21 protein-coding genes and 2 pseudogenes are annotated in these 18,890 nt (G+C 69.4%); 21 read left to right on the top strand and 2 right to left on the bottom strand.

Going from position 1 to position 18,890, the window contains the following annotated elements; translation table 11 throughout:
- Window positions 1-45 precede the first annotated feature (45 nt).
- From KVT44_RS31720 to KVT44_RS31700, 5 genes are all read left to right on the top strand, one after another.
- Window positions 46-435 (top strand): hypothetical protein, encoded by a 390-nt coding sequence (locus tag KVT44_RS31720; protein ID WP_217570516.1) that lies wholly within the window; start codon window positions 46-48, stop codon window positions 433-435.
- Entirely contained in the window at window positions 432-1,247 is an 816-nt protein-coding gene (locus tag KVT44_RS31715) for a DUF317 domain-containing protein (protein WP_217570514.1), read from the top strand. The genes KVT44_RS31720 and KVT44_RS31715 overlap by 4 nt, the downstream gene beginning before the upstream one ends.
- 62 nt (window positions 1,248-1,309) lie before the next feature.
- On the top strand, window positions 1,310-1,510 hold the full coding sequence (locus KVT44_RS31710; protein WP_217570512.1) for a hypothetical protein: 201 nt from the start codon (window positions 1,310-1,312) through the stop codon (window positions 1,508-1,510).
- A 32-nt stretch (window positions 1,511-1,542) separates the two neighbouring features.
- Window positions 1,543-1,689 carry a hypothetical protein gene (locus KVT44_RS31705; protein ID WP_217570510.1) on the top strand — a complete coding sequence of 49 codons (147 nt, stop codon included), beginning with the start codon at window positions 1,543-1,545 and terminating at the stop codon, window positions 1,687-1,689.
- A complete protein-coding gene (locus tag KVT44_RS31700; RefSeq protein ID WP_217570508.1) occupies window positions 1,680-1,958 on the top strand; it encodes a hypothetical protein in 279 nt (92 codons plus the stop codon). The genes KVT44_RS31705 and KVT44_RS31700 overlap by 10 nt, the downstream gene beginning before the upstream one ends.
- Here the strand turns inward: KVT44_RS31700 and KVT44_RS31695 are convergent.
- The gene (locus tag KVT44_RS31695) at window positions 1,955-2,245 is read right to left on the bottom strand and encodes a hypothetical protein (RefSeq protein WP_217570506.1); all 291 of its coding nucleotides are present in this window, start codon (window positions 2,243-2,245) and stop codon (window positions 1,955-1,957) included. The two genes, KVT44_RS31700 and KVT44_RS31695, sit on opposite strands and share 4 nt — an antisense overlap.
- A gap of 24 nt (window positions 2,246-2,269) precedes the next feature.
- On the opposite strand from KVT44_RS31695, the gene KVT44_RS58490 reads away from it, so the two are divergent.
- The 15 genes and pseudogenes from KVT44_RS58490 (at window position 2,270) to KVT44_RS31625 (ending at window position 17,611) form a co-directional block, all read left to right on the top strand.
- Window positions 2,270-2,542, top strand: coding sequence for a hypothetical protein (locus tag KVT44_RS58490; protein ID WP_254650150.1), 273 nt, complete (start codon window positions 2,270-2,272; stop codon window positions 2,540-2,542).
- 11 nt (window positions 2,543-2,553) lie between these two features.
- On the top strand, window positions 2,554-3,183 hold the full coding sequence (locus KVT44_RS31690) for a DUF317 domain-containing protein (RefSeq protein ID WP_254650149.1): 630 nt from the start codon (window positions 2,554-2,556) through the stop codon (window positions 3,181-3,183).
- 32 nt (window positions 3,184-3,215) lie between these two features.
- Window positions 3,216-5,015: a type IV secretory system conjugative DNA transfer family protein gene (locus KVT44_RS31685; protein WP_217570504.1), complete on the top strand. Its 1,800-nt coding sequence runs from the start codon at window positions 3,216-3,218 to the stop codon at window positions 5,013-5,015.
- A complete protein-coding gene (locus KVT44_RS31680; protein ID WP_217570502.1) occupies window positions 5,012-5,854 on the top strand; it encodes a hypothetical protein in 843 nt (280 codons plus the stop codon). Before KVT44_RS31685 ends, KVT44_RS31680 begins: the two co-directional genes overlap by 4 nt.
- A 206-nt stretch (window positions 5,855-6,060) precedes the next feature.
- A complete protein-coding gene (locus KVT44_RS31675; RefSeq protein ID WP_217570500.1) occupies window positions 6,061-6,933 on the top strand; it encodes a hypothetical protein in 873 nt (290 codons plus the stop codon).
- Between the two features lie 5 nt (window positions 6,934-6,938).
- Entirely contained in the window at window positions 6,939-8,204 is a 1,266-nt protein-coding gene (locus KVT44_RS31670) for a DNA cytosine methyltransferase (protein WP_217570777.1), read from the top strand.
- A complete protein-coding gene (locus KVT44_RS31665; protein ID WP_217570498.1) occupies window positions 8,204-9,319 on the top strand; it encodes a DnaB-like helicase N-terminal domain-containing protein in 1,116 nt (371 codons plus the stop codon). Before KVT44_RS31670 ends, KVT44_RS31665 begins: the two co-directional genes overlap by 1 nt.
- A gap of 63 nt (window positions 9,320-9,382) precedes the next feature.
- The gene (locus tag KVT44_RS31660) at window positions 9,383-10,744 is read left to right on the top strand and encodes a DUF317 domain-containing protein (protein ID WP_217570496.1); all 1,362 of its coding nucleotides are present in this window, start codon (window positions 9,383-9,385) and stop codon (window positions 10,742-10,744) included.
- Between the two features lie 875 nt (window positions 10,745-11,619).
- A complete protein-coding gene (locus tag KVT44_RS60150) occupies window positions 11,620-11,754 on the top strand; it encodes a hypothetical protein (RefSeq protein ID WP_302832130.1) in 135 nt (44 codons plus the stop codon).
- 425 nt (window positions 11,755-12,179) lie between these two features.
- Window positions 12,180-13,100 carry an MBL fold metallo-hydrolase gene (locus KVT44_RS31655; protein ID WP_217570494.1) on the top strand — a complete coding sequence of 307 codons (921 nt, stop codon included), beginning with the start codon at window positions 12,180-12,182 and terminating at the stop codon, window positions 13,098-13,100.
- 1 nt (window position 13,101) lies between these two features.
- Window positions 13,102-14,394, top strand: coding sequence for an amidohydrolase family protein (locus tag KVT44_RS31650; RefSeq protein WP_217570492.1), 1,293 nt, complete (start codon window positions 13,102-13,104; stop codon window positions 14,392-14,394).
- A 2-nt stretch (window positions 14,395-14,396) separates the two neighbouring features.
- Window positions 14,397-15,242 (top strand): oxaloacetate decarboxylase, encoded by an 846-nt coding sequence (locus KVT44_RS31645; RefSeq protein WP_217570490.1) that lies wholly within the window; start codon window positions 14,397-14,399, stop codon window positions 15,240-15,242.
- A gap of 11 nt (window positions 15,243-15,253) precedes the next feature.
- Entirely contained in the window at window positions 15,254-15,865 is a 612-nt protein-coding gene (locus KVT44_RS31640) for a TetR/AcrR family transcriptional regulator (protein WP_217570488.1), read from the top strand.
- Between the two features lie 305 nt (window positions 15,866-16,170).
- A pseudogene (locus tag KVT44_RS58485) lies at window positions 16,171-16,596 on the top strand (NAD(P)-dependent oxidoreductase).
- A 58-nt stretch (window positions 16,597-16,654) separates the two neighbouring features.
- Entirely contained in the window at window positions 16,655-17,611 is a 957-nt protein-coding gene (locus tag KVT44_RS31625) for an acyl-CoA dehydrogenase family protein (RefSeq protein WP_217570482.1), read from the top strand.
- A 53-nt stretch (window positions 17,612-17,664) separates the two neighbouring features.
- Here KVT44_RS31625 and KVT44_RS31620 read toward each other — a convergent pair whose 3' ends face one another.
- Complete coding sequence (locus tag KVT44_RS31620; protein ID WP_217570480.1) at window positions 17,665-18,252, bottom strand: TetR family transcriptional regulator; 588 nt, start codon at window positions 18,250-18,252, stop codon at window positions 17,665-17,667.
- Window positions 18,253-18,368: 116 nt separating this feature from the next.
- On the opposite strand from KVT44_RS31620, the pseudogene KVT44_RS31615 reads away from it, so the two are divergent.
- Window positions 18,369-18,890: pseudogene (locus KVT44_RS31615) on the top strand (alkane 1-monooxygenase); the annotation flags it as partial.

Genomic DNA, 18,890 nt, shown 5'->3' with positions numbered 1-18,890 from the left:
TCGGCCACCACACCTGACCCCGACCCGTCTGCCTCCAGGAGGCCCGTGACCGACCCGATCTCCTACCCCGTCCGCCTCGCTGACGACATCGCCCGACAGCTCACCCAGCTCGCCGAACATCTCTCCCAGGCCCCGTCGCGCCAGGCAGCCCAGATCCTGGGACGAGTCCTCGACTGCGACGAGGGCGTCCTTGGCCGATTCACCACGCTGATGGTCACCGGGGCCCACTTCGCCAAGGACACGTCCGAGCATGGCCTCCTCCCGCCCGAGGTCTGGCTCGCCATCGGCCGCGCCGCCAACGAACTCCATGACATCGGCATGGACCTCGACGAACACACCGAGGTCCTCGACGCCCTCGCCAGCACCGTGGCCCCGGCTCCCACGACGGCGCCGAAGCCGGTGCCGACCGCCATGGTCGTGAGGAGACGCCGGTGAGCGGGAAACAGTGGACCGGCTGGAGCACACCGCGCGCCGGAGGCGAACAGGCCGAGCAGCACTACCTCATCGAGCCCCGCTCTCTCGCCGGCGGCGGCAACCTCGGGCATGTCACCGAGTTCCTGCGTGCCTCCGGCTGGAAGGACTCCTCCCACCGAGGTGGCCCGTTCGTCTTCGACAGCCCCGACCACACGGTCCGCATCGGCTACGACCCGCACACCGATCCCGGCGGCTGGACCATCTCCGGCAAGGCCACCGGCTCTCAGCCAGCGTGGCATGCCACGTTCGGCCGGCAGACCCCGGTGGAGATCGTGGCCGGCGTAACCGACACCCTCACCCGGTCCCGCTTGGCGCACGCGCCCAACGCCTGGGCGCCGCTGGAGCAACAGGGCTGGACCACCGAGCGGGGTGAGGACCAGACGTTCACCGCCGTCCACCCCGGCCGCGACACCTGGCTGCAGTACCGACAAGACGAGCGCGGCCAGGCCCTGTGGTGGGCGGGAGCGCGCACCGAACACGGGCAGACCTGGGACGCCGTGTTCACCCCGACCGCCCCGCTGCACCTCGTCGAGGCGTTCGCCACGGCGCTGGCCGACCCGCAGCCGGTGATGCGTCCGCGCGGGCACGTCCCGCCCACGCGCCGGGTGCGCACCACCTCCGTGTCGGTCCTGCCCTCCCAGCTCTCCGCCTGGCAGCAGGCCCGTATCACCACCGCCCGCGCCGCCACCTGGGCCCGCTTCGCCACCACCGGTACCCGCAACCCGTCCGGCACCACCGGCCCGTACGCCACGGCCGGCGCCCGACGCCGCTGACCCACCTCGGGCGGTCCCGTCCGACCCCCTGTCCCCAACTCCCCTCGGCCACAAGGAGGTTCATGATCGACCTGACCTGCGACGACGCCCTTACTGCGGAAGATATCCACAGGGCTGTCCACAGCCTGGCCCGGCTCACCGCCCATCTACGCGTCAGCCCCGACAACGTCGGCGCCGCCGTTCTGCTCGCCCCGCTTGTCCACGCCGCCCCGCCCTTGTCGGCACCCTCGCCCAGGTTCTGCGCGAAGTCTCCCGCCGCCTGACCCAGCACGGGGACTGCCCGTGGGACGCAACCGTGACCAGCCTGGTGCGCGAGTACCTCGACGCCGCCACGGCCGTCGACCAGCTGCGCCACCCGCTCAACCAGACACTGCGCTGGCTGGAACAAACCCCGATCCGTACCGGGCACGGCGATACCGCAAGGAGCGGTACATGCCGGTGACCGAGCGGCAACTGACCGCCTTCCGGCGCGACCACGAGTCGACGATCCTCCATTCCACCAGCCCCCGGCACCTCGCAGGTCCCGGCGACGCCCGCCACGTCACCCACGCCCTGCTCACCGCCGGCTGGACCATCACCTCCGACCCGGCGTCCCCGGAGACCGAGGTCACCAGCCCCGACCTGCAGGCCCGGCTGCAAGCCGCACCCCAGTTCGCCCCGTCCGGCAACTGGTGGCGCCTCACCGTCCAGCCGCCCAACTCCCGCGCCTAGTCCGCCAGATTCACCTGGCGGATCCCGGCCGAGGTCCTGGCCGGACTCACCGACACGCTCCTCATCCCCGCACCCGCGGACGCGCCCGAACCGTGGGACGTCGTCCGCGCCGCCGGCTGGAAGATCACCCAGAGCGAGAACGGCACCGGCTTCGAGGCCCGCTCCCCCGACCAGCGGGCGGTCGCCGAATACAGCCACCTCAACAACGACGTGCCCCTCTCTTCCTTCTTCTGGCGGGTCCGCACCAGGGAGTACCCCGCCGGTGCCGCCGCCTCGGCGGCTCGCACCCGATGACCGATGAAAGACCCCCTGTGACCTCCCCGCCCTCCCCGCCGAGCGTCATCCACCAGCAGCGCCTCGACCGGCTCGCCGCGTTCCTCCGCGCCGGCGAACAGGTCCTGGCCGCGTGGGACGCCTACTCCGACCAGCACGCCGATCCCGACTGCTGGCCCTACGACGACGAGACCTACGGGCGGCGCGCCGCCCGCCGCGACGCCGACACCTGGACGGCGGCGGTGATCCCACCTGGATCACCGTCCCCCTTCACCGCGCCTGCGGCTGGAATTACAGCCACGACCCCCTGACGCCCCGGGTCATGCTCACCAGCCCCGACCAGAAGACCCTCCTGCGACTGGAGCCGGCCCCCGACGCACCGTGGTGGAGCCTGAACCACGCCCCCGGACCCGGTTGGCCCGCCTGGTCCGCGAGCTTCGATGCCCGCACTCCGGTCGAGATCATCGCGGCCCTGACCGACGCCCTGACCGCCCCCGATGACGCACCCGCCGGGACGGCTGTAAGCGATCCCTTCGAGCCGCTCCGGCAGGCCGACTGGGACCAGATCGACGACGGCATGTTCGCCTCTCCCGACGGACACGTCCAGGTGGACCGCTTCGTCCTTCACGGCTCCGACCGTTGGTTCATCACGACCTCGCTCAGTGACGACCCCGGGGACTGGGTCTGGCAGGCCCGCCTCGACGCCACCACCCCAGCCCACCTCATCACCCCGCTCATCCGGGCCCTTACCGATCCCGCACCCCTGCGCCGCGATCTGCGGGCCCTGCCCCGCTGGATCCGTCCCCACGTCCAGACCGCCACCGCGCCGGACGGTCCGGCCGACCTGCCGGATCCGCTGGAACAGCGCGTCCGATACCTCGCCGCCCGGCACGCACGCCCCGCGCCACCCCCTCCGCCGCACCAGCCGGAGCTGCACCGCCGTACGCGCTGACCCGGTCCCCCTCTACCCCCGGAACCCTGCCCTTGCCCAACAACCCCTCCGCCTCCTCCAGCAGCGACGGCTACGACATCGCCTTCAAGGTGCTCCTCGGCGCCCTCGCGATCGCCGTCCCCCTGTCCAACCTCGCCTGGCTGTGCGGCAACCTCGCCGCCCGGGCCACCAACTCCGGCCCCTGGGCGCCGTACCAGCCCACCGGCGCACTCCTCCACCCCGACCAGCTCTGGCCGCATGCCGGAGAAACGTCCCTGCTCATCGCCACCCGCATCATCCCCGCCACCGCGATGATCGCCCTTGCCCTCACCGTCGCCGTCGTGTGGTCCCGGCACGCAAACGCCGGCGGCGGCCGGAAGAAGAAGACCGCCGGAATGGCGAAGCCGAGGGACATCGAGCCGCTCCTGGCCAAGGCGATCACCGCCAAAGCCCGCTCCCTGCGGCCAAGTCTCACGGGCGTCAAGCACATCGACGCCGCCGACACCGGCATTCTGCTCGGCAACCTCCAGGGCACCCGCCACGAGGTCCGCATGGGGTACGAGGACGTCGCCGTCGCGATCATGGCGCCGCGCTCCGGCAAGACCACCTCGCTGGCGATCCCGTCCATGCTCAACGCGCCCGGCCCGGTCCTGCTCACCTCCAACAAGGCGGCGGGCGACGCCTACACCGCCACCCTCGACGCCCGCGCGGCGGCGGGCCGGACGTGGTCGATGGACCCGCAGCAGATCGCCCACGCCGAACGGGCGATGTGGTGGAACCCGCTCGCCGACGCCAAGACCCTCGACGGCGCAGGCCGCCTGGCCGGCCACTTCCTCGCCGCGTCCGTAGACGCCTCCCAGCAGGGCGACTTCTGGTCCAAGGCCGGCAGCAACATCCTCTCCCAGCTCTTCCTCGCCGCCGCCCTGGACGAACGGCCGGTCACCGACGTCATGCAGTGGCTGGCATACCCCGCCGACCGCACCCCGCTCGACATCCTGCGCGACCACTCCTTCACCGCGGTCGCCGCCCAGCTCAAGGGCACCGTCGAAGGGCCGCCGGAAACGCGGGACGGCATCTACGAGACCGCCCGCCAGTACGCCGCCGCCCTCCTCAACACCGAGATCGCCCGCTGGGTCACCCCGCAGAAGGACGTCCCCGAGTTCCGGCCGTCCGCGTTCGTCACGTCCACCGACACCCTCTACCTGCTGTCCAAGGACGGCGGAGGCGGAGCGTCCGCGCTGATCGCCGCGTGCGCGGACTCCGTCATGCGGGCCGCGACCGCCCAGGCCGAACGCGCCGGCGGACGCCTCGACCCGCCGATGCTCGCGATCCTCGACGAGGCCGCCAACGTGTGCAAAATCTCCGATCTGCCCGACCTGTACAGCCACTTGGGCTCGCGCGGGATCATCCCGATCACCATCCTGCAGTCCTACCGCCAGGGACAGAAGGTGTGGGGCGACGCCGGCATGGACGCCATGTGGTCCGCCAGCACGGTCAAGGTGATCGGCTCCGGGATCGACGACCCCGACTTCGCCGACAAACTGTCCCGGCTCATCGGCGACCACGACGTGGCCACCACCTCGACCTCGACCTCCGACTCGGGCAAGTCCACCAGTGTGTCGATGCGCCAGGAACGCATCCTGCCCGCAGACGCGATCCGCGCCCTGCCCAAGGGCACCGCCCTCGTCTTCGCCACCGGCCTGCGCGCCGCCATGCTCGACCTGCGCCCCTGGTACGCGGAGCCCGGCGCCGAGCAGCTGTCCGCGGCCTCCGCCCGCGCGTCCCGGGGCATCACTGCCCGCGCTGTTGCCAAGCACGCACCGCAGCCGGGTGACTTCGGGACGGCCGCGTGATCCCTCCTGCCCGCGGCACGCTCGGCGACCTGTTCGAGCTCGGCAGCAAGACCATGGCGCTGCGTGATGATCTGTGGTGCACCTTCGATGTCGGTCTCCCCCTGAAGCTGCGCGTGCTCACGGAACTCGCGGACACAGCCGATGCGATCGCCTCCAGACTGCGCCCCTGGGCCGGTACGTGCCGGGTCCTGGCCCACGGGCACCGAGAGCTCCGCGAGACGACGTCGCGGCTTGTCACCGCTGTTCACCACGTCGAGCTCGCCTCCGAGCAGATCGTCGCCGGACTCGTCACCCACGGCCGTCGGCTTCAGCCGGAAGCAGAAGGGCCGGACTGGGATCACCGGCTCACCGCTGCGGCCAGCAAGCCCCTGCACGCCGCCCGCAGCCTCCTCGCCCAGGTGCCCGCCGCGTGCATCCACGCCGTCGAGTCGCTGGGCCCCGTCCTGCCGCCCGCCGACAACGCCACCGTCGTCACGGCGCCGGCCGGGCGGCTCTCCCCGCTGCAGTACGCCGTGTTGCGCGAGGTCTCCCTCGGCACCGTCTCCCTGTCCGAGCAGGCCGGCCACACCTATGCCTTCTGCGACGGAAATCTGCACGTCACCCGGGCCACGACCAACTCCCTGGAATCCCGGGGCCTGGTCCGCCGCGAGGTCAACCACACGAGTTTCGCCAGCTGGCGCCTGCATCTCACCAAGGCCGGTCACACCAGCCTGCTGACCGGGCTCACCGTCCTCCAACACCCGCCACCGGCACCACCCGCACAGCTCGCCGCGGTCCGTTCCGGCTCACCAGGCCGGCCAGCCGGCCCGTCCCAGCAGCGTCGCGCACCCTCCCGCTGAGCGCGTCTCCCGCCCGTGGAGTCTCCGCTCCTCAGCCCAGCCTACCCGTTCCCACCGCGACCACCGCGGCCCGCGCACGGCGCTGACCGCCCTTCCTTCTCCCACGGACGCTGCCCGACCGTCCCCGCCCAACACAAGGACCCGCCATCTCCGCAACCCCTGCGCTCACCTGCATTTCACTCGGTGCCGGAATTCAGTCCAGCGCCATGCTCGCCCTCTCCGCCAAGGGGATTCTCCCGAAAGTAGATTACGCTATCTTTGCCGATACCGGCTGGGAACCGCGAGCGGTCTACAAGCATCTCGACCGCCTCGAACGGGAGATCGCCATCCCCGCCGGAATACCCGTCCTGCGGGTCTCCTCCGGAAATATCCGCGACGATGCTCTCGACCCTGAACACCGTTTCGCCTCCATGCCTCTTTACGTCCTCAACAAGGACGGGAAACAGGGCATGACCAGGCGCAAGTGCACCGGTGAATATAAAATTAAGCCGATCAAGAAGAAAGTCCGGGAAATCCTCGGATACCCATACCCGCAGCGCATCCCGAAGGATGTATTCGTCGAGCAGTGGGTGGGCATCTCGACAGACGAATTCCACCGGGCCAAGGACGCCGACGTCAAGTACATGCGCAACCGGCATCCACTCATCGACCTCAACTGGTCTCGCACGGATTGTATCCATTTCCTGACCTCTATCGGCCTGGGGAATACACCAAAATCAAGTTGTTTGGGTTGTCCATTTCACGGAAATCAGCAGTGGCGGAATATCCGGGACACCAGTCCTGAGGAATGGGCGGACGTGGTGGCGTTCGACGCGGCCATCCGCCAGGGCAACGCCCGCGCCACCGCCTCCGGGAACCGTCTGCTCGGGCAGGCGTTCCTGCACCGCTCCCGCGTCCCGCTCGACCAGGCCCCCATCGATCACGTCACGGCCGCCGAATGGGCAGCGCGTCAGCAGGGGCTCGACGACCGGACAGCCGTGGTCGAGGAGTTGGAGGACGGTGTGGTCGACGGCTGTTCTCCCTGGGCCTGCCGGGGTGAAGCCGAGCCGGTGCAGGACGACTTCGGGCTGGCTTCTTGAGGCGGATCATCCTCGATCTGTTCGCCGGTCCCGGCGGCTGGAGCCACGCACTCACCGTCCTCAGCGCGCGGGATGTCGGCCTGGAGTGGGACGAATGGGCCTGCAAGACCCGTGCCCGGGCCGGGCAGTTGACGATCCGAACCGACGTCGCCGTCTACCCAGCATGGATCTTCTCCGGCCGGATCCTCGGGCTGATCGCCTCCCCTCCCTGTCAGGCATGGAGCATGGCGGGCAAGCGCCTCGGCCTGGTCGACCAGCCCCTCGTCCACCAGGCCGTCGCCGACCTCGCCGCCGGACGCGACACCCGCGAGCGGCTGCTCGGCGCGTGCGCGGACGCACGCTCGCTCCTCGCCGCCGAACCCATGCGCTACCTGCACACCCTGAACCTGGCGGGCGAGCCCGAGTGGGTGCTCATGGAGGAGGTCCCCGACGTCCTGCCCCTGTGGCGGCAGTACGCGGCGATCCTGCGGACCTGGGGATTCTCCGTATGGACCGGCATCCTCAACGCCGCCGATTACGGCGTACCCCAGACAAGGCGGCGGGCGATCCTGCTCGCCTCCCGCACCCGCACCGCCGCACCTCCGCCGCCCACCCACGCACAGTCCGCCGAACCCGAATCACTCTTCGGGCCCGGCCGCGACCGCTGGGTGTCCATGGCCGAAGCCCTGGGCTGGGGCGCCACCGACCGGCCCGTGCCCACCGTGTGCGCCGGCGGCGGACCAGGAGGCGGCCCCGAACCCTTCCCTTCCGGCTCCCGCAAGACCCTCACCGACGCCCGCGACCGCGGCACCTGGACACCCCACCCCAACGCCGAACACGTCCTGGCCTCCCGCCGGGAAGGCTCCGGCTGGGCCGACCGGCACGGTGAGAACCGCCCCGCAGACACTCCGGCACCCACGTTCACCGCCGAGGCGCACCGCTGGTCGTGGTCACTGCGCAGCAACAACCAGACCAACGCCACCGTGCGCCGGGCCGACGAGCCCGCCGACACCCTGTTCTTCGGCCACCGCGCCAACGAATGCGCCCGGATCCCGGACCACGCCTCCAGCCTTCCGGACGACGAGCAGCAAGCGCCATCGGCTCCGATCAAGATCACAGCGCGGGAAGCGGGCGTGCTGCAGAGCTTCCCCGCCGACTATCCGTGGCAGGGCAACAAAGGCCAAAGCTTCTCGCAGATCGGCAACGCCGTCCCCCCGCGCCTGGCCGCCCACCTGCTCGCCCCACACCTCAACAAGCCCTTCAACCCCGACGACTTCGCCCTCGCCACCTGATGCCCCACACCCCCGAATCCGACGACCTCGACCTCACGCCGCCGCCGAAGCCGGTCCACTACGCCGAGCAGGCCCTGCTCGGCGCCCTCCTCCTCGAACCCGCCCGTCTGACCGACACCGAGCCGCTGATCGCCCGCCACTTCGAAAGCCACACCCACGCCGCGTTGTTCACCGCGATCCGCACGCTCCCGCCGCCCGAACCCGCCGACCACGCCAAGGACACCGCCTGGCTCAACGCCGTGCTGGACCACGCCCGCCCGCACGCTCGCGGCCTGAACGCCTCCTACGTCCACGCCCTCATCCAGTTCTGCCCGCAGCCCAAGCACGCTGCGGCATACGCCAGGATGATCCGCGCCGACAACGCTCGCCGGATTCTGCGTGGGCACGCCGAGCGCCTCACCTCCACCGCAACCGACCCTAGTCTGCCCAACCCGGTAGCCGCGACGCTCGGCCTGGCCGACGACATCGGCCGCGTCCTGGATTCCCTCGCCGAACAGTTCGCCCCGCACCCCGGCTCCTTCCCCCGTACCGCACTCCCTCCGGATGTCTCACGGCGGCCCAGCGAGGAGGACCTCGGCGAAGAGCGTCTCCTCTTGGCGACCGCCACCGCCTATCCGGCGGAGGTCCGCCAGATGCGGTGGCTGACCGAGGCGGACTTCCTGCTGCCGCTGCACGCCGCGCTCTGGCAGTCCATCACCGCGCTGGTCCACCGCGGCGACATGGTCGACCCGGTCACCGTCCTCGGCGAGGCCCAGCACCGCGGGCTGCTCACCGACTCCCTCACCCCCAAAGACCTGATGGCCCTGGTCTCCACGCCCGCCGGCTCCCCCGAGTACTGGGGCGAGAGAATCCTCCGGCGCGCCGTCCTCGCCCGCGCCCGCGCGGTTGCCGACCGGATCACCGCCTACACCGACGACACCGCGAACACCCCCCACCAGGTCATCACCGGCAGCCGCCGCGCCCTGGCCGAGCTCAGTTCCCTGCGCACCCGTTGGAACCGCGCCACAGCTCCAGCCCCCTCGCCCGCCACCCGGACCTCGGCACGCCCCGCCCCGGCCCCCCGGGCCGGTCCGCCCAACCGGCCGGCCTTCACCTCCGCACGCGCCCACCAATGACCTCAATCACCGGACCCGGCCAACCCACCAGCCGGGACCGAACCCGAATCGAGCCCCACTTCCATGTCCGACCACCCGATCGACGCCCACGTCCGCTTCGACACCCACCCCTCCCACACCAGCGCCGTGACCGCCACCCTCACCGGCACCCACCACCGCGCCGCTCAGGCCCTCCTGGCCGCCCGCGGCTTCGAGAACCTCGACGACCACACCATGGTCCTGGGCCGGATCGACCACGAAGAGCCCTACTGGGCCCACCAAGCCACCCACGCCCTGCACGCCGAAGGCATCACCACCGAGATCACACCCCGGCTACGTGAAGCCATCGACGAGGAATGGACCTGGGCGAACTACCCCATGCACTGGCTGACCCGCGCTGAGGTACGGGAGGCCTCCAACGCAGCCCAGACCATCTACGACGACATCCGCCATGGTCGGCTCATCATCCACGCCCATGCCCACGACGGCTGGACCACCGTCGCCATCGGCACCTATCTCGACGGAGGGACCGTCGCCCTGCACGGCGAGAACCACCTGCGCTCCATCGCCGACAGACTCGAATCCCCCGCCCAGGCCCTCGCCTCCTTCCAACGCCTTCACGGCGACGCCGTACGCCCCGGACCCGCACCTATGACCGACATCGAACAGCAGACCGCCCAGGCACGCACCAGCCTCCGTTCACCCGACACGGCGCAAGCCCCCGCTGCCCCGCGTATCGAGAGGGTCCCCTCCTACGAAGCCGCCCCCGGCGATCACGAAGCCCTGCTGAACGACTTCCTCACGGAGAACAACGACTGGGAGAAGTACCGCACCTGGGACGACAACACCACTATCGCCAACCACGAATCGCTCACCTTACGCGTCCTCTTCGACCACGATGCCCGGTCCCGTGACCCGAAGTGGACCATCGCCGCGTACGAGACACCGGTCAGCGACCGTATGTGGCACATGACCATCGCCGCCACCACACCCGCCCCCATCCTCAACACCCTGCTGACCGTCCTCGCCGCCGGAGACGCATGGGAAACAGCCGTCGGCAGTCCTGTCACCGAGAAGACCGTCACCGACGCAACCCGCCCCGTCGCCGAAGCAGGCTGGACGCACACCGTGGACGGACGCTGGCTGCGCTGGCAGACCCTTCAGGAGGATGTCGGCGTGCAATTCGACGCCTTCGCCGCCCAGGCACTCCACACCCCCCTCGACACATGGACGATCTGGGTCGGCCCGAGCATCGACCACCCCACCTGGGCCATCCATGCCTCCCCCTACGCCCCCGCCGGCCTCCTCGACCACCTCACCGAGGAACTCGCCCACGGAACCGGCCCCCGCCAAACACACACCGCCCCAGCCCAGCCCACGAAGCGGATCACCAGCAGTCCGCCCGCAGCACCAACTCCTGTTCCCTCTAAGGGCCTTCGACGCTGAGCGCGGTGACCGAGCAGTCGCCAGCCCGTCATACAGGTGTGGCGCGCGAACGGGGGTTTCGCGGGCCACGCCCGCACCGTACAACACAGAAATGTCCCGCGTTGTCCCGCCGCAGCAAGGCTCCCCCAAGGGGAGGGCCAGGTACTGCTCGTCCCAAGATCTCCAGACCAGGACTCCCGGGCACTCAACCGGAGGATGCCGCCGTGCAATTCGCGGTACTTGACCACGACTAGCCAGAACAAACTGAAGGCCAGTTCGCCGCAGTGCGCCATTGGTCGACCAACTTGGCTTCTCGAGCACAGATTCCACCAGGCCACTGACCGCGACGGCCACCACCAACGACGAACACGCGTCCGGGACCAGCCCCCGGCCCCCTGATGCACCGTCAACCCGCTTAGCTCCAAACTACGCCCCTGACCAGTGGGAATTGACGCAGCCCCACTCGAGTACAGCCGCAGATCGCGACCTGCTGGCCGGAGGCCGCAGGGCAGACCATAGACCCCACCTTTCAAGACGTTTGTCGGGCTGGCGGTCCCGGGTCGGGCCAGCGCAGGAAGTACTCCACGGCGGCGCGGTCGCCCTCGCCTCGCAGGCTGTTCAGGGGGAGGCGGCCGCGCAGGGTGAGCAACAGGTGCTCACCGATCCGTTCGATCACTCGCCCTCTGCGGTGCGCAGGCCGGTCCGAGCCGGCTCGTACGACCAGGGGCCGACGGTGCCGTGGCCGACCGCCGATGGACTCTGAAAGGACCTTCCCCGGGCCGCGGACGGCCGGAAAATCTCCCGCCGCTCACGGCTCGTAAAGTGCAGCCGTACCGCATCGTCATTATTCCGCCTCGCCCTTCGCACGTGCGCGCACTTTCGTACAGGACCGGGTCGTGGGCATTGACGATCACGAGATGCTCGGCCCGACGGTACAGATCGGCGAGGCGGGCGTGGTTGTCGCGCATCTTCTTTCCGTCGTACGCGATGACTGCCCCCATGCGCCGCAGGTAGGTGGGGACAGGGAGTGACCGTCGAGGGTGCCGTGGTGACCGAAGGCGTTGCCAGCGTGCAGTATCCAATGCGGGCTGGCGTCGACCGCGACGGCTGCGTGGCCGCGGGTCGGCCTGTTCCCCACCGGCGACGGACGAGCGCAGGAACTCGGGACCCGGCCAGTGCGCCATCGCGACGGCCGTCCGGGTGGCTGCTGTCTTCAAAATCCTCCCGCCGGCCGATGCACCGATCAGTGCGGTCCATCCGCCAGTCTCCTCCCGTTACCCGACAAGGGTTTGGGCGCCACCCTCGTGGCACACCCGAACATGCCGACCGGACCCGTGACTCCTCGACTCGTCAGAAATGCCACTCACCAGCATTGACTTACGTACACTTCTCGTTCGAAACTCAGGGCAGGGGTCGCACTCGGACTCCGACAAGGTCAAACAGAAACGAGAGATCCATGGCAACGGAGCGATGGAACATCGGTGACGTCACCGTCACGAAGGTCGACGAGGTCGCCCACTGGCAGCCGCTGGAGTGGCTGGGCGACGCTCTGCCCGGCTCGACTCGCGCGGAGATCGATGAGATGGACTGGCTGCGGCCCGTCTATGTCAAGGACGGCCAGATCAACATGAGCGTCCATGCCCTCCTGGTCGAGACGCCGGAGAAGAAGCTGGTGATCGACACCGGCATCGGCAACAGCAAGAAGCGCGCCATGGAGCTGTTCAACATGCTCGACACCGACTTCATGGAGCGGTTCGAGCAGGTCTGGTCCCCGGCCGAGGTCGACGGTGTCGTCTGTACGCACCTGCACGTCGACCACGTCGGCTGGAACACGCGGCTGGTGGACGGCGCGTGGGTGCCGACCTTCCCGAACGCCGAGTACTTCTTCGTCAGGCACGAGTTCGACCACTGGAAGGCGTACGCGGAGGCGCGCAGCGGCAGTGCCGGGTCCGGTGACGGATACTCGGAGTGGGCGCACGACATGGTCGACGGCGTCGCGGTGTACGAGGACTCCGTGCGGCCCATCGCCGACGCCGGTCTGATCACGTGGGCCGACGCGGGCAGCCAGGTCACACCCGAGGTGTCGCTGATCGACACCTCGGGCCACACGCCCGGCCACGTAGCGGTGCTCATCGAATCCCGGGGCGAGAGTGCCGTGATCACCGGGGACCTGATGCACACCGCCTGCCAGGTCGGGCGTCCCGACTGGTCGGCCAGCCTGGACTCCGACCAGAAGGCGTCGGCGGAGACCCGGCAGGCGTTCCTGGACCGGTTCGCCGACACCTCCACGCTCGTGATCGGGACGCACTTCGGCACCCCGAGCGGCGGCCGCATCAAGCGCCACGGCGATTCCTTCCGCTTCATCCCGGAGCAGTGAGATGTCCCTCACGTACTACACCGGCTGCCGGCTGATCACCGGCGACGGCGGCGCGCCGCTGGACGACGCGGTGATCGCCGTACGCGACGGGATCATCGAGTCGGCGGGCCCGGCCCGGGACGTACCCGTCCCCGAAGGCGGGAAGCGGGTCGACCTCAGCGGGAAAACCGTCATGCCGACGATCGTCAACCCGCACGGGCATATCGGGTATCTCAAGGACGGCGAGACGCACCCGCGCAACTACTCGCGCGAGAACGTCCTGGACCACCTGCGCCGGCTCACGTATTACGGGGTCAGCGTCTTCCAGTCGCTCGGCACCGACCGGGACGGCACCGAACTGGCCATCCGGGACGCCCAGCGGTCCGGTGAGCTGGCCGACCCCGAGCTGGCGCTTCTGCTCAGCGCCGGGAGCGGGCTGGTCGCGCCGACCCCAGGTTCGGAAAACGCCGGGCCGTTCTTCGCCACCGATGTGCTGCACGAGGTCACCGGCCCCGAGCAGGCACGTCGCACGGTGCGGGAACTTGCCGCCCAGAAGCCCGACGTGATCAAGTTCTGGGTCGACGACCGGTGGGGGCAGAAGTCCAAGTTCGGGCCAGAGATCTCCGCGGCGATCATCGCGGAGGCGCACGCGCAGGGTCTGCGGGCGATCGCGCACATCTTCGATCTCGAAGACGCCAAGGCCGTCGTACGGGCCGGAGCGGACGGGATCGCCCACATGGTCCGCGAGCCAGGCCCGGACCAGGAGCTCATCGACCTGCTGCTGGAACACGACGCCTTCGTGTTCACGTCGATGAGCATCCAGAAGGGCTTCTTCGGCGACACCGCGTGGCTGGACGACCCCGCACTGGCCGAGACCGTGCTGCCGGCCCACCGGGCCGCCGTACGCGCCCAGTTGCAGGCCTTCGCCGCATCGGTGGACACCGACTGGCGCAAGGCCTACGAGATCCTCGAGAGCGGGCTGCGCCTGCTCGCCGAGAACGGCGTGAGGGTTCTGCTGTCGGCCGACAGCGGCGTCGGCTCCCAGTTCATCGGCTTCGCCGAGCACCTGGAACTGGAAGCGATGGTGCGGGCCGGGATGCCCGCACTGGCGGCGATCCGGGCGGCCACCCTGCTGCCCGCCCAGCTGCTGGGTCTGGCCGACCGCGGCAGCATCACGCCCGGCAAACGCGCCGACCTGCTCGTCCTCGACGCCGATCCACTTGAGGACATCGCACACACCCGCCGGATCTCCCAAGTGATCATCGGCGGCGTTCCGATCGACCGTCCGGCGCTGCGCGCGCCCTGGGAAGGATGACCATGCCGACGCTCAGCGAAGCGATCGCCTCGAACGACCCGCTGATCGTTCCGTCGATCTACGACGGGATCTCCGCCCGGCTGGTACGCGACGCCGGGTTCCAAGCCGCGTACATCGGCAGCTACGCCACCGGCGCGACCAGGTACGGGATCCCCGACATCGGCTACCTCGGCCTGGAGGACATGGCGGATCAGGTACGTCGTCTCGCGCCGATCGCCGGCGTGCCGCTCATCGTCGACGGTGAAGGCGGGTGGGGCAACCCGCTGCACGTCGCCCGGGCCGTCCAGGTACTGGAGCGGGCCGGTGCCGCCGCGGTGCACATCGAGGACCACGACTTCGGCAAGCACCTCACCATGCAGCCACGGGTGCTCCCGGTCGCCCAGGCCGTCGAGAAGGTCAGGGCTGCGGTCGACGCACGGGCCTCGGAGGACTTCGCCATCATCGCCCGAACCGATGCGGCCGGAGTCGAAGGCCCGGCGGCGGCGGTCGACCGGGTCCTTGCCTACCAGGAGGCCGGAGCCGACGGTCTGTTCATCGCGACCCCCCAGGTACTGGACGACACCTCCTACGAGCGGCTGAAGAAGGAGGCCCGGGTACCCGTCTACGCCATCGACGTGCCCGGGCAGTCGGCAGCCGATCACGCCAGGCAGGGCGCGGACGTCGTCATCTACTTCGCCCTCGGGCACGTGGCCGCCAAGGCGGGCATGGAAGCCGCGTACCAGGTCCTCGCCAAGAACGCCTCCACGGTCTCCTTGGAGGGTGAACTCGGCTCGCTGTGGGACTACGACGACTTCCTCGGCATCGCCGGTGCACGCGAGGCCGCAAGGCGCCACGGGTTGATCGAGTAGCCTTGTCATTTGTGTCTTCCCCCACCAGACGGCGGATCGGCCGACCGGAGAATCCCGAGCTGCGGGACAACGTCCTGCGCGCCGCGATCGAGGCTTACGCCGAGAAGGGCTGGAGCGGCTTCAACTTCGACGTCGTGGCCACACGCGCCGGAGTCGGCCGCCCAGCCCTCTACCGGCGCTGGGCCGACCGCACGGCGCTGCTCGTCGATGCATTCAAGGAGCTCACTCCCGGACTGGTCGACGAGGACCTTGGCTCACTGCGGCAGGAGCTCATACGACTGGGAGGGGACTACGCGAACATGATGCGCGGCTCCCGCGGTCTGGCCGGCACCAGGCTCATGTCCGACGCACACTTCCACCCCGACCTCTTCGCCCGGGTCAGCGCGGAGGTCAGCGAGCGGCGCGAAGACCTGGTCCATCGCTCCGTCGAACGAGCACGGGCCCGGGGCGAGATTGCGGATGACTGCGCCCGGGACATCTCGCTGCTGCTGTTCGGCGCCCTGTGGGAGCGGAGCGTGCTGGCGGCGACCGGCCGCACGGCACACTCCGACCAGCCCGTGGCACATTTGGTCGATGTCATATTGCGGGGCCTTTCCTCGCAGGAGCCCCACCCCCCGGGCTGAGACGACCGAAGCCCACTGGGTGCTGTCGTCCAGCGCGGTGCCCTTGACGTGAAGACTCAAGGCTGCCTTCGACGCCACACCGACAGCAGGTTGAAGCGCTGTTACATGTCGGGGGTGTCACTACGCCGCCCACTCGGAGTTCATCCTGATGGACGCCGTGCCGCAAACGGGCCACGAACACCCCGGGCGTACCGGTCGATGCCACGGCCGATCTCACGCTAGCCCTCATCCTGGCGGTAACGAGCCGCATCGCCGAAGGCGACCGTCTCGTGAGCTCCGGGGCGGCATGATCCAAGCGGCTCGGGATCATCGGGATGGGCCACATCGGCAGAGCCGTGGCAAGGCGCGGTGCGGCGTTCGACATGGAGATTGTGCACCATTCCCGCCGCTGGGCCCACACTGAGGCTCTCTCCGGGGCGGCCGGGCTCAGCGAATTGCTGCAGACATCGGACGTCGTCTCCCTGCACCGCCCGTTGCCGCCGCAGACCCGACACCTGATCGACGCCGCCGCGCTCGAGTGAATGAATCCGGGCGCGTTCCTCATCACCACAGCCCACGAACCGGTCGTGGACGAAGCCGCGCTGGCACAGGCGTTGTCCACAGGGATGATCGCGGGTGCCGGCCTCGATGTGTACGAGAACGAGCCGACAGCGCATACGACGCTGCACACGCTCGACAACATCGTTCTCGCCCCCAGCTGGGCTCCGCAACGGTGGATCGCCCGTTCATGAAGCAAGCCGCAATGCGCACGTAGACGCCCCTGGAACGGGGAATGTTCCGGTCCTAGGCGTGAACAGATTGCTCCGAGTCGATGCCGCAGTACGGCAGTTGCGGCCGCTGGCCGAGGGACGGTCCTTCGGTACGGCGGCGGTCACCGAACCGGGGGCGGGCAGCAACGTCGGCGGAATGCGCACCACAAGCCACCGCGACGGCGAGGGGTTCGTCCTCCATGGCAGCAAGGCCTGGATGTCCAACCTCGACGTCGCCGACTTCTTCGCCTCCTTCACGTCCTTCGACCGGTCGCTGCGGCACCGGGGCATCTCGGCTTTCATCATCCCCCGCGACACCCCGGGCCTGCGGCTGGGCCCGTACCACGACAAGCTCGGCTTCCGTCCGCTGACCACCGGGGATGTCGTATTCGACAACCTCCGGCTGGGCCCTGAGACGCTCCTCGGCGAGGAGGGGCAGGGGTTCCGGGCAGCCACGCCGTCGAGCGGGGCCGGCTGGGCGTGGCGAGGCCCCGCGGTCAGGCTGGCGCAGGCCTGCCTGGACGACGCGGTCGGCTACGCCCGTGAGCGGCAGGCCTTCGACCGCACCATCGCGGAGTTGCAGATCGTGCAGGCCAAGGTCTGCGACATGGCGGTGGGCGTTGAGACGGCCCGGCTGCTGGTCGACAGCGCCGCGCGGGCGATGGACGACGGACAGCGGCCCCGGAAGCTCACCAGCATGGCCAAGATGTACGCCAGCGACGTGGCGTTCCGATCAGCCGCGGACACGTTCCAATCCACGGTGCGTACGGAGTGCCCTCGGAGTGCCGGATCGGCCGGCTCTTCCGGGACGCCAAGGTCCTGCAGATCGTCGAGGGCAGCAATGCCCCCACCGCACGCCGATCGGGGAGATGCCGCTCGGAATCCGCCACGAGGCGTAACCGCAGGCATATACCGGCAAGGCTCAGCCGTCGCGCCCCGGAGCGGTAACCGAGCAGCGCCTGGACCACCGCCACGCAGACGAACTCGGAGTCGCTGAACCGTGGCGGCTCCTCGGAGCCTGGTTCCGTTGGGAGGCGAGAGCGGGCTCTGTCAGGGAGCGTGAGCGATCCGGGCGGTGATCCGGCCGATGCGCCGGGCTGACTCCTCGGACGAGGACGCCGGTTGGACGATGTGACTGACAGTGAGCCGCACCACCGTCTCCACGGCGAGGCTGCGCGACTCGGTGTCCACGTCGGGCCAGGCGTCCGCAGCGTATGCGTCCAGCATCGCGACAGCGGTGTCGAAGACCGGTTCGGGCCGGGTCGTCAGGTACGCGAGCAGTTCGTCATCGCCCCCGCGCGCGGCGGTGAGGATGGCCTTGATCAGTGCGTTGTCGGCGGCCTGCCGGAGAGCGAAGCCGACCCCCGCGGCGGCCGCTGTCTCCAGGTCGTCGCGGTGGGCGTCGAGCTCCTGCTGGATACCGAGCAGAAATCGTTCCGCCTCACGCAGGAGGAGGGCCTGCCCGATTGCCTCCTTCGAACCGAACTCGTTGTAGAGGGTCTGCCGGCTGATGCCGGCCACGCGTGCGATCGCGGCGAGCCGCAGCTTGCTCCAGCCCTCGGCGGCGACGAGTTCGTAGGCCGCGTCCAGAACTTGTTCACGGAGCAAGGATCGAACGTTCTCGCGAAATCGTGTCATCGTGCCCCCCACTTTAGCGAGCGAATTCCGCTCAACTCATTGACACTTTACCGAACAACTGTCTAAATGCTGGACGTTCGAGTACGAGCGTGTAAACGCGAGGCCGAGGAGGCAACATGGCAGCAACAGCCGACATCGAGGGGGCACCGGTCACCTGGCGGGACCCCAAGCGTTATCTGTGGCTGATCGGTCTGGTGGTCCCCCTGTTCCCGTTCTTGGGGTGGGGACTAGCCGAGGCCACCGGGCTGGGCGCCTTCTGGTGGACCGCGGTGATCGTGCTGTACGTGATCTTCCCGGTCGTGGACCAGCTGATCGGCAAGGATTCGGTCAACCCGCCCGCCGATGCGCTGGCCTGGCTGGAGAAGGACCGCTACTACCGCTGGTGCACCTTCCTCTACCTGCCCCTGCAGTACGCCGGACTGGTAGTCGGATGCTGGCTGCTGACCAGCGGCGGACTGTCATGGCCGGACAGGCTGGGACTGACCATCTCGCTCGGCACAGTGGCGGGCATCGGTATCAACACCGCGCACGAGCCCGGCCACCAGAAGGAGGCGGGCGAGCGATGGCTCCCCAAGAACGCCTTGGCCCAGACCTGTTACGGACACTTCTTCATCGAGCCCAACCGCGGCCATCATGTG

The organism is Streptomyces sp. GbtcB7 (genome assembly GCF_019091445.1).
In the GTDB taxonomy this organism is placed as follows: Bacteria; Actinomycetota; Actinomycetes; order Streptomycetales; family Streptomycetaceae; genus Streptomyces; species Streptomyces mirabilis.
This window is presented reverse-complemented; position numbering and strand designations above follow the sequence as displayed.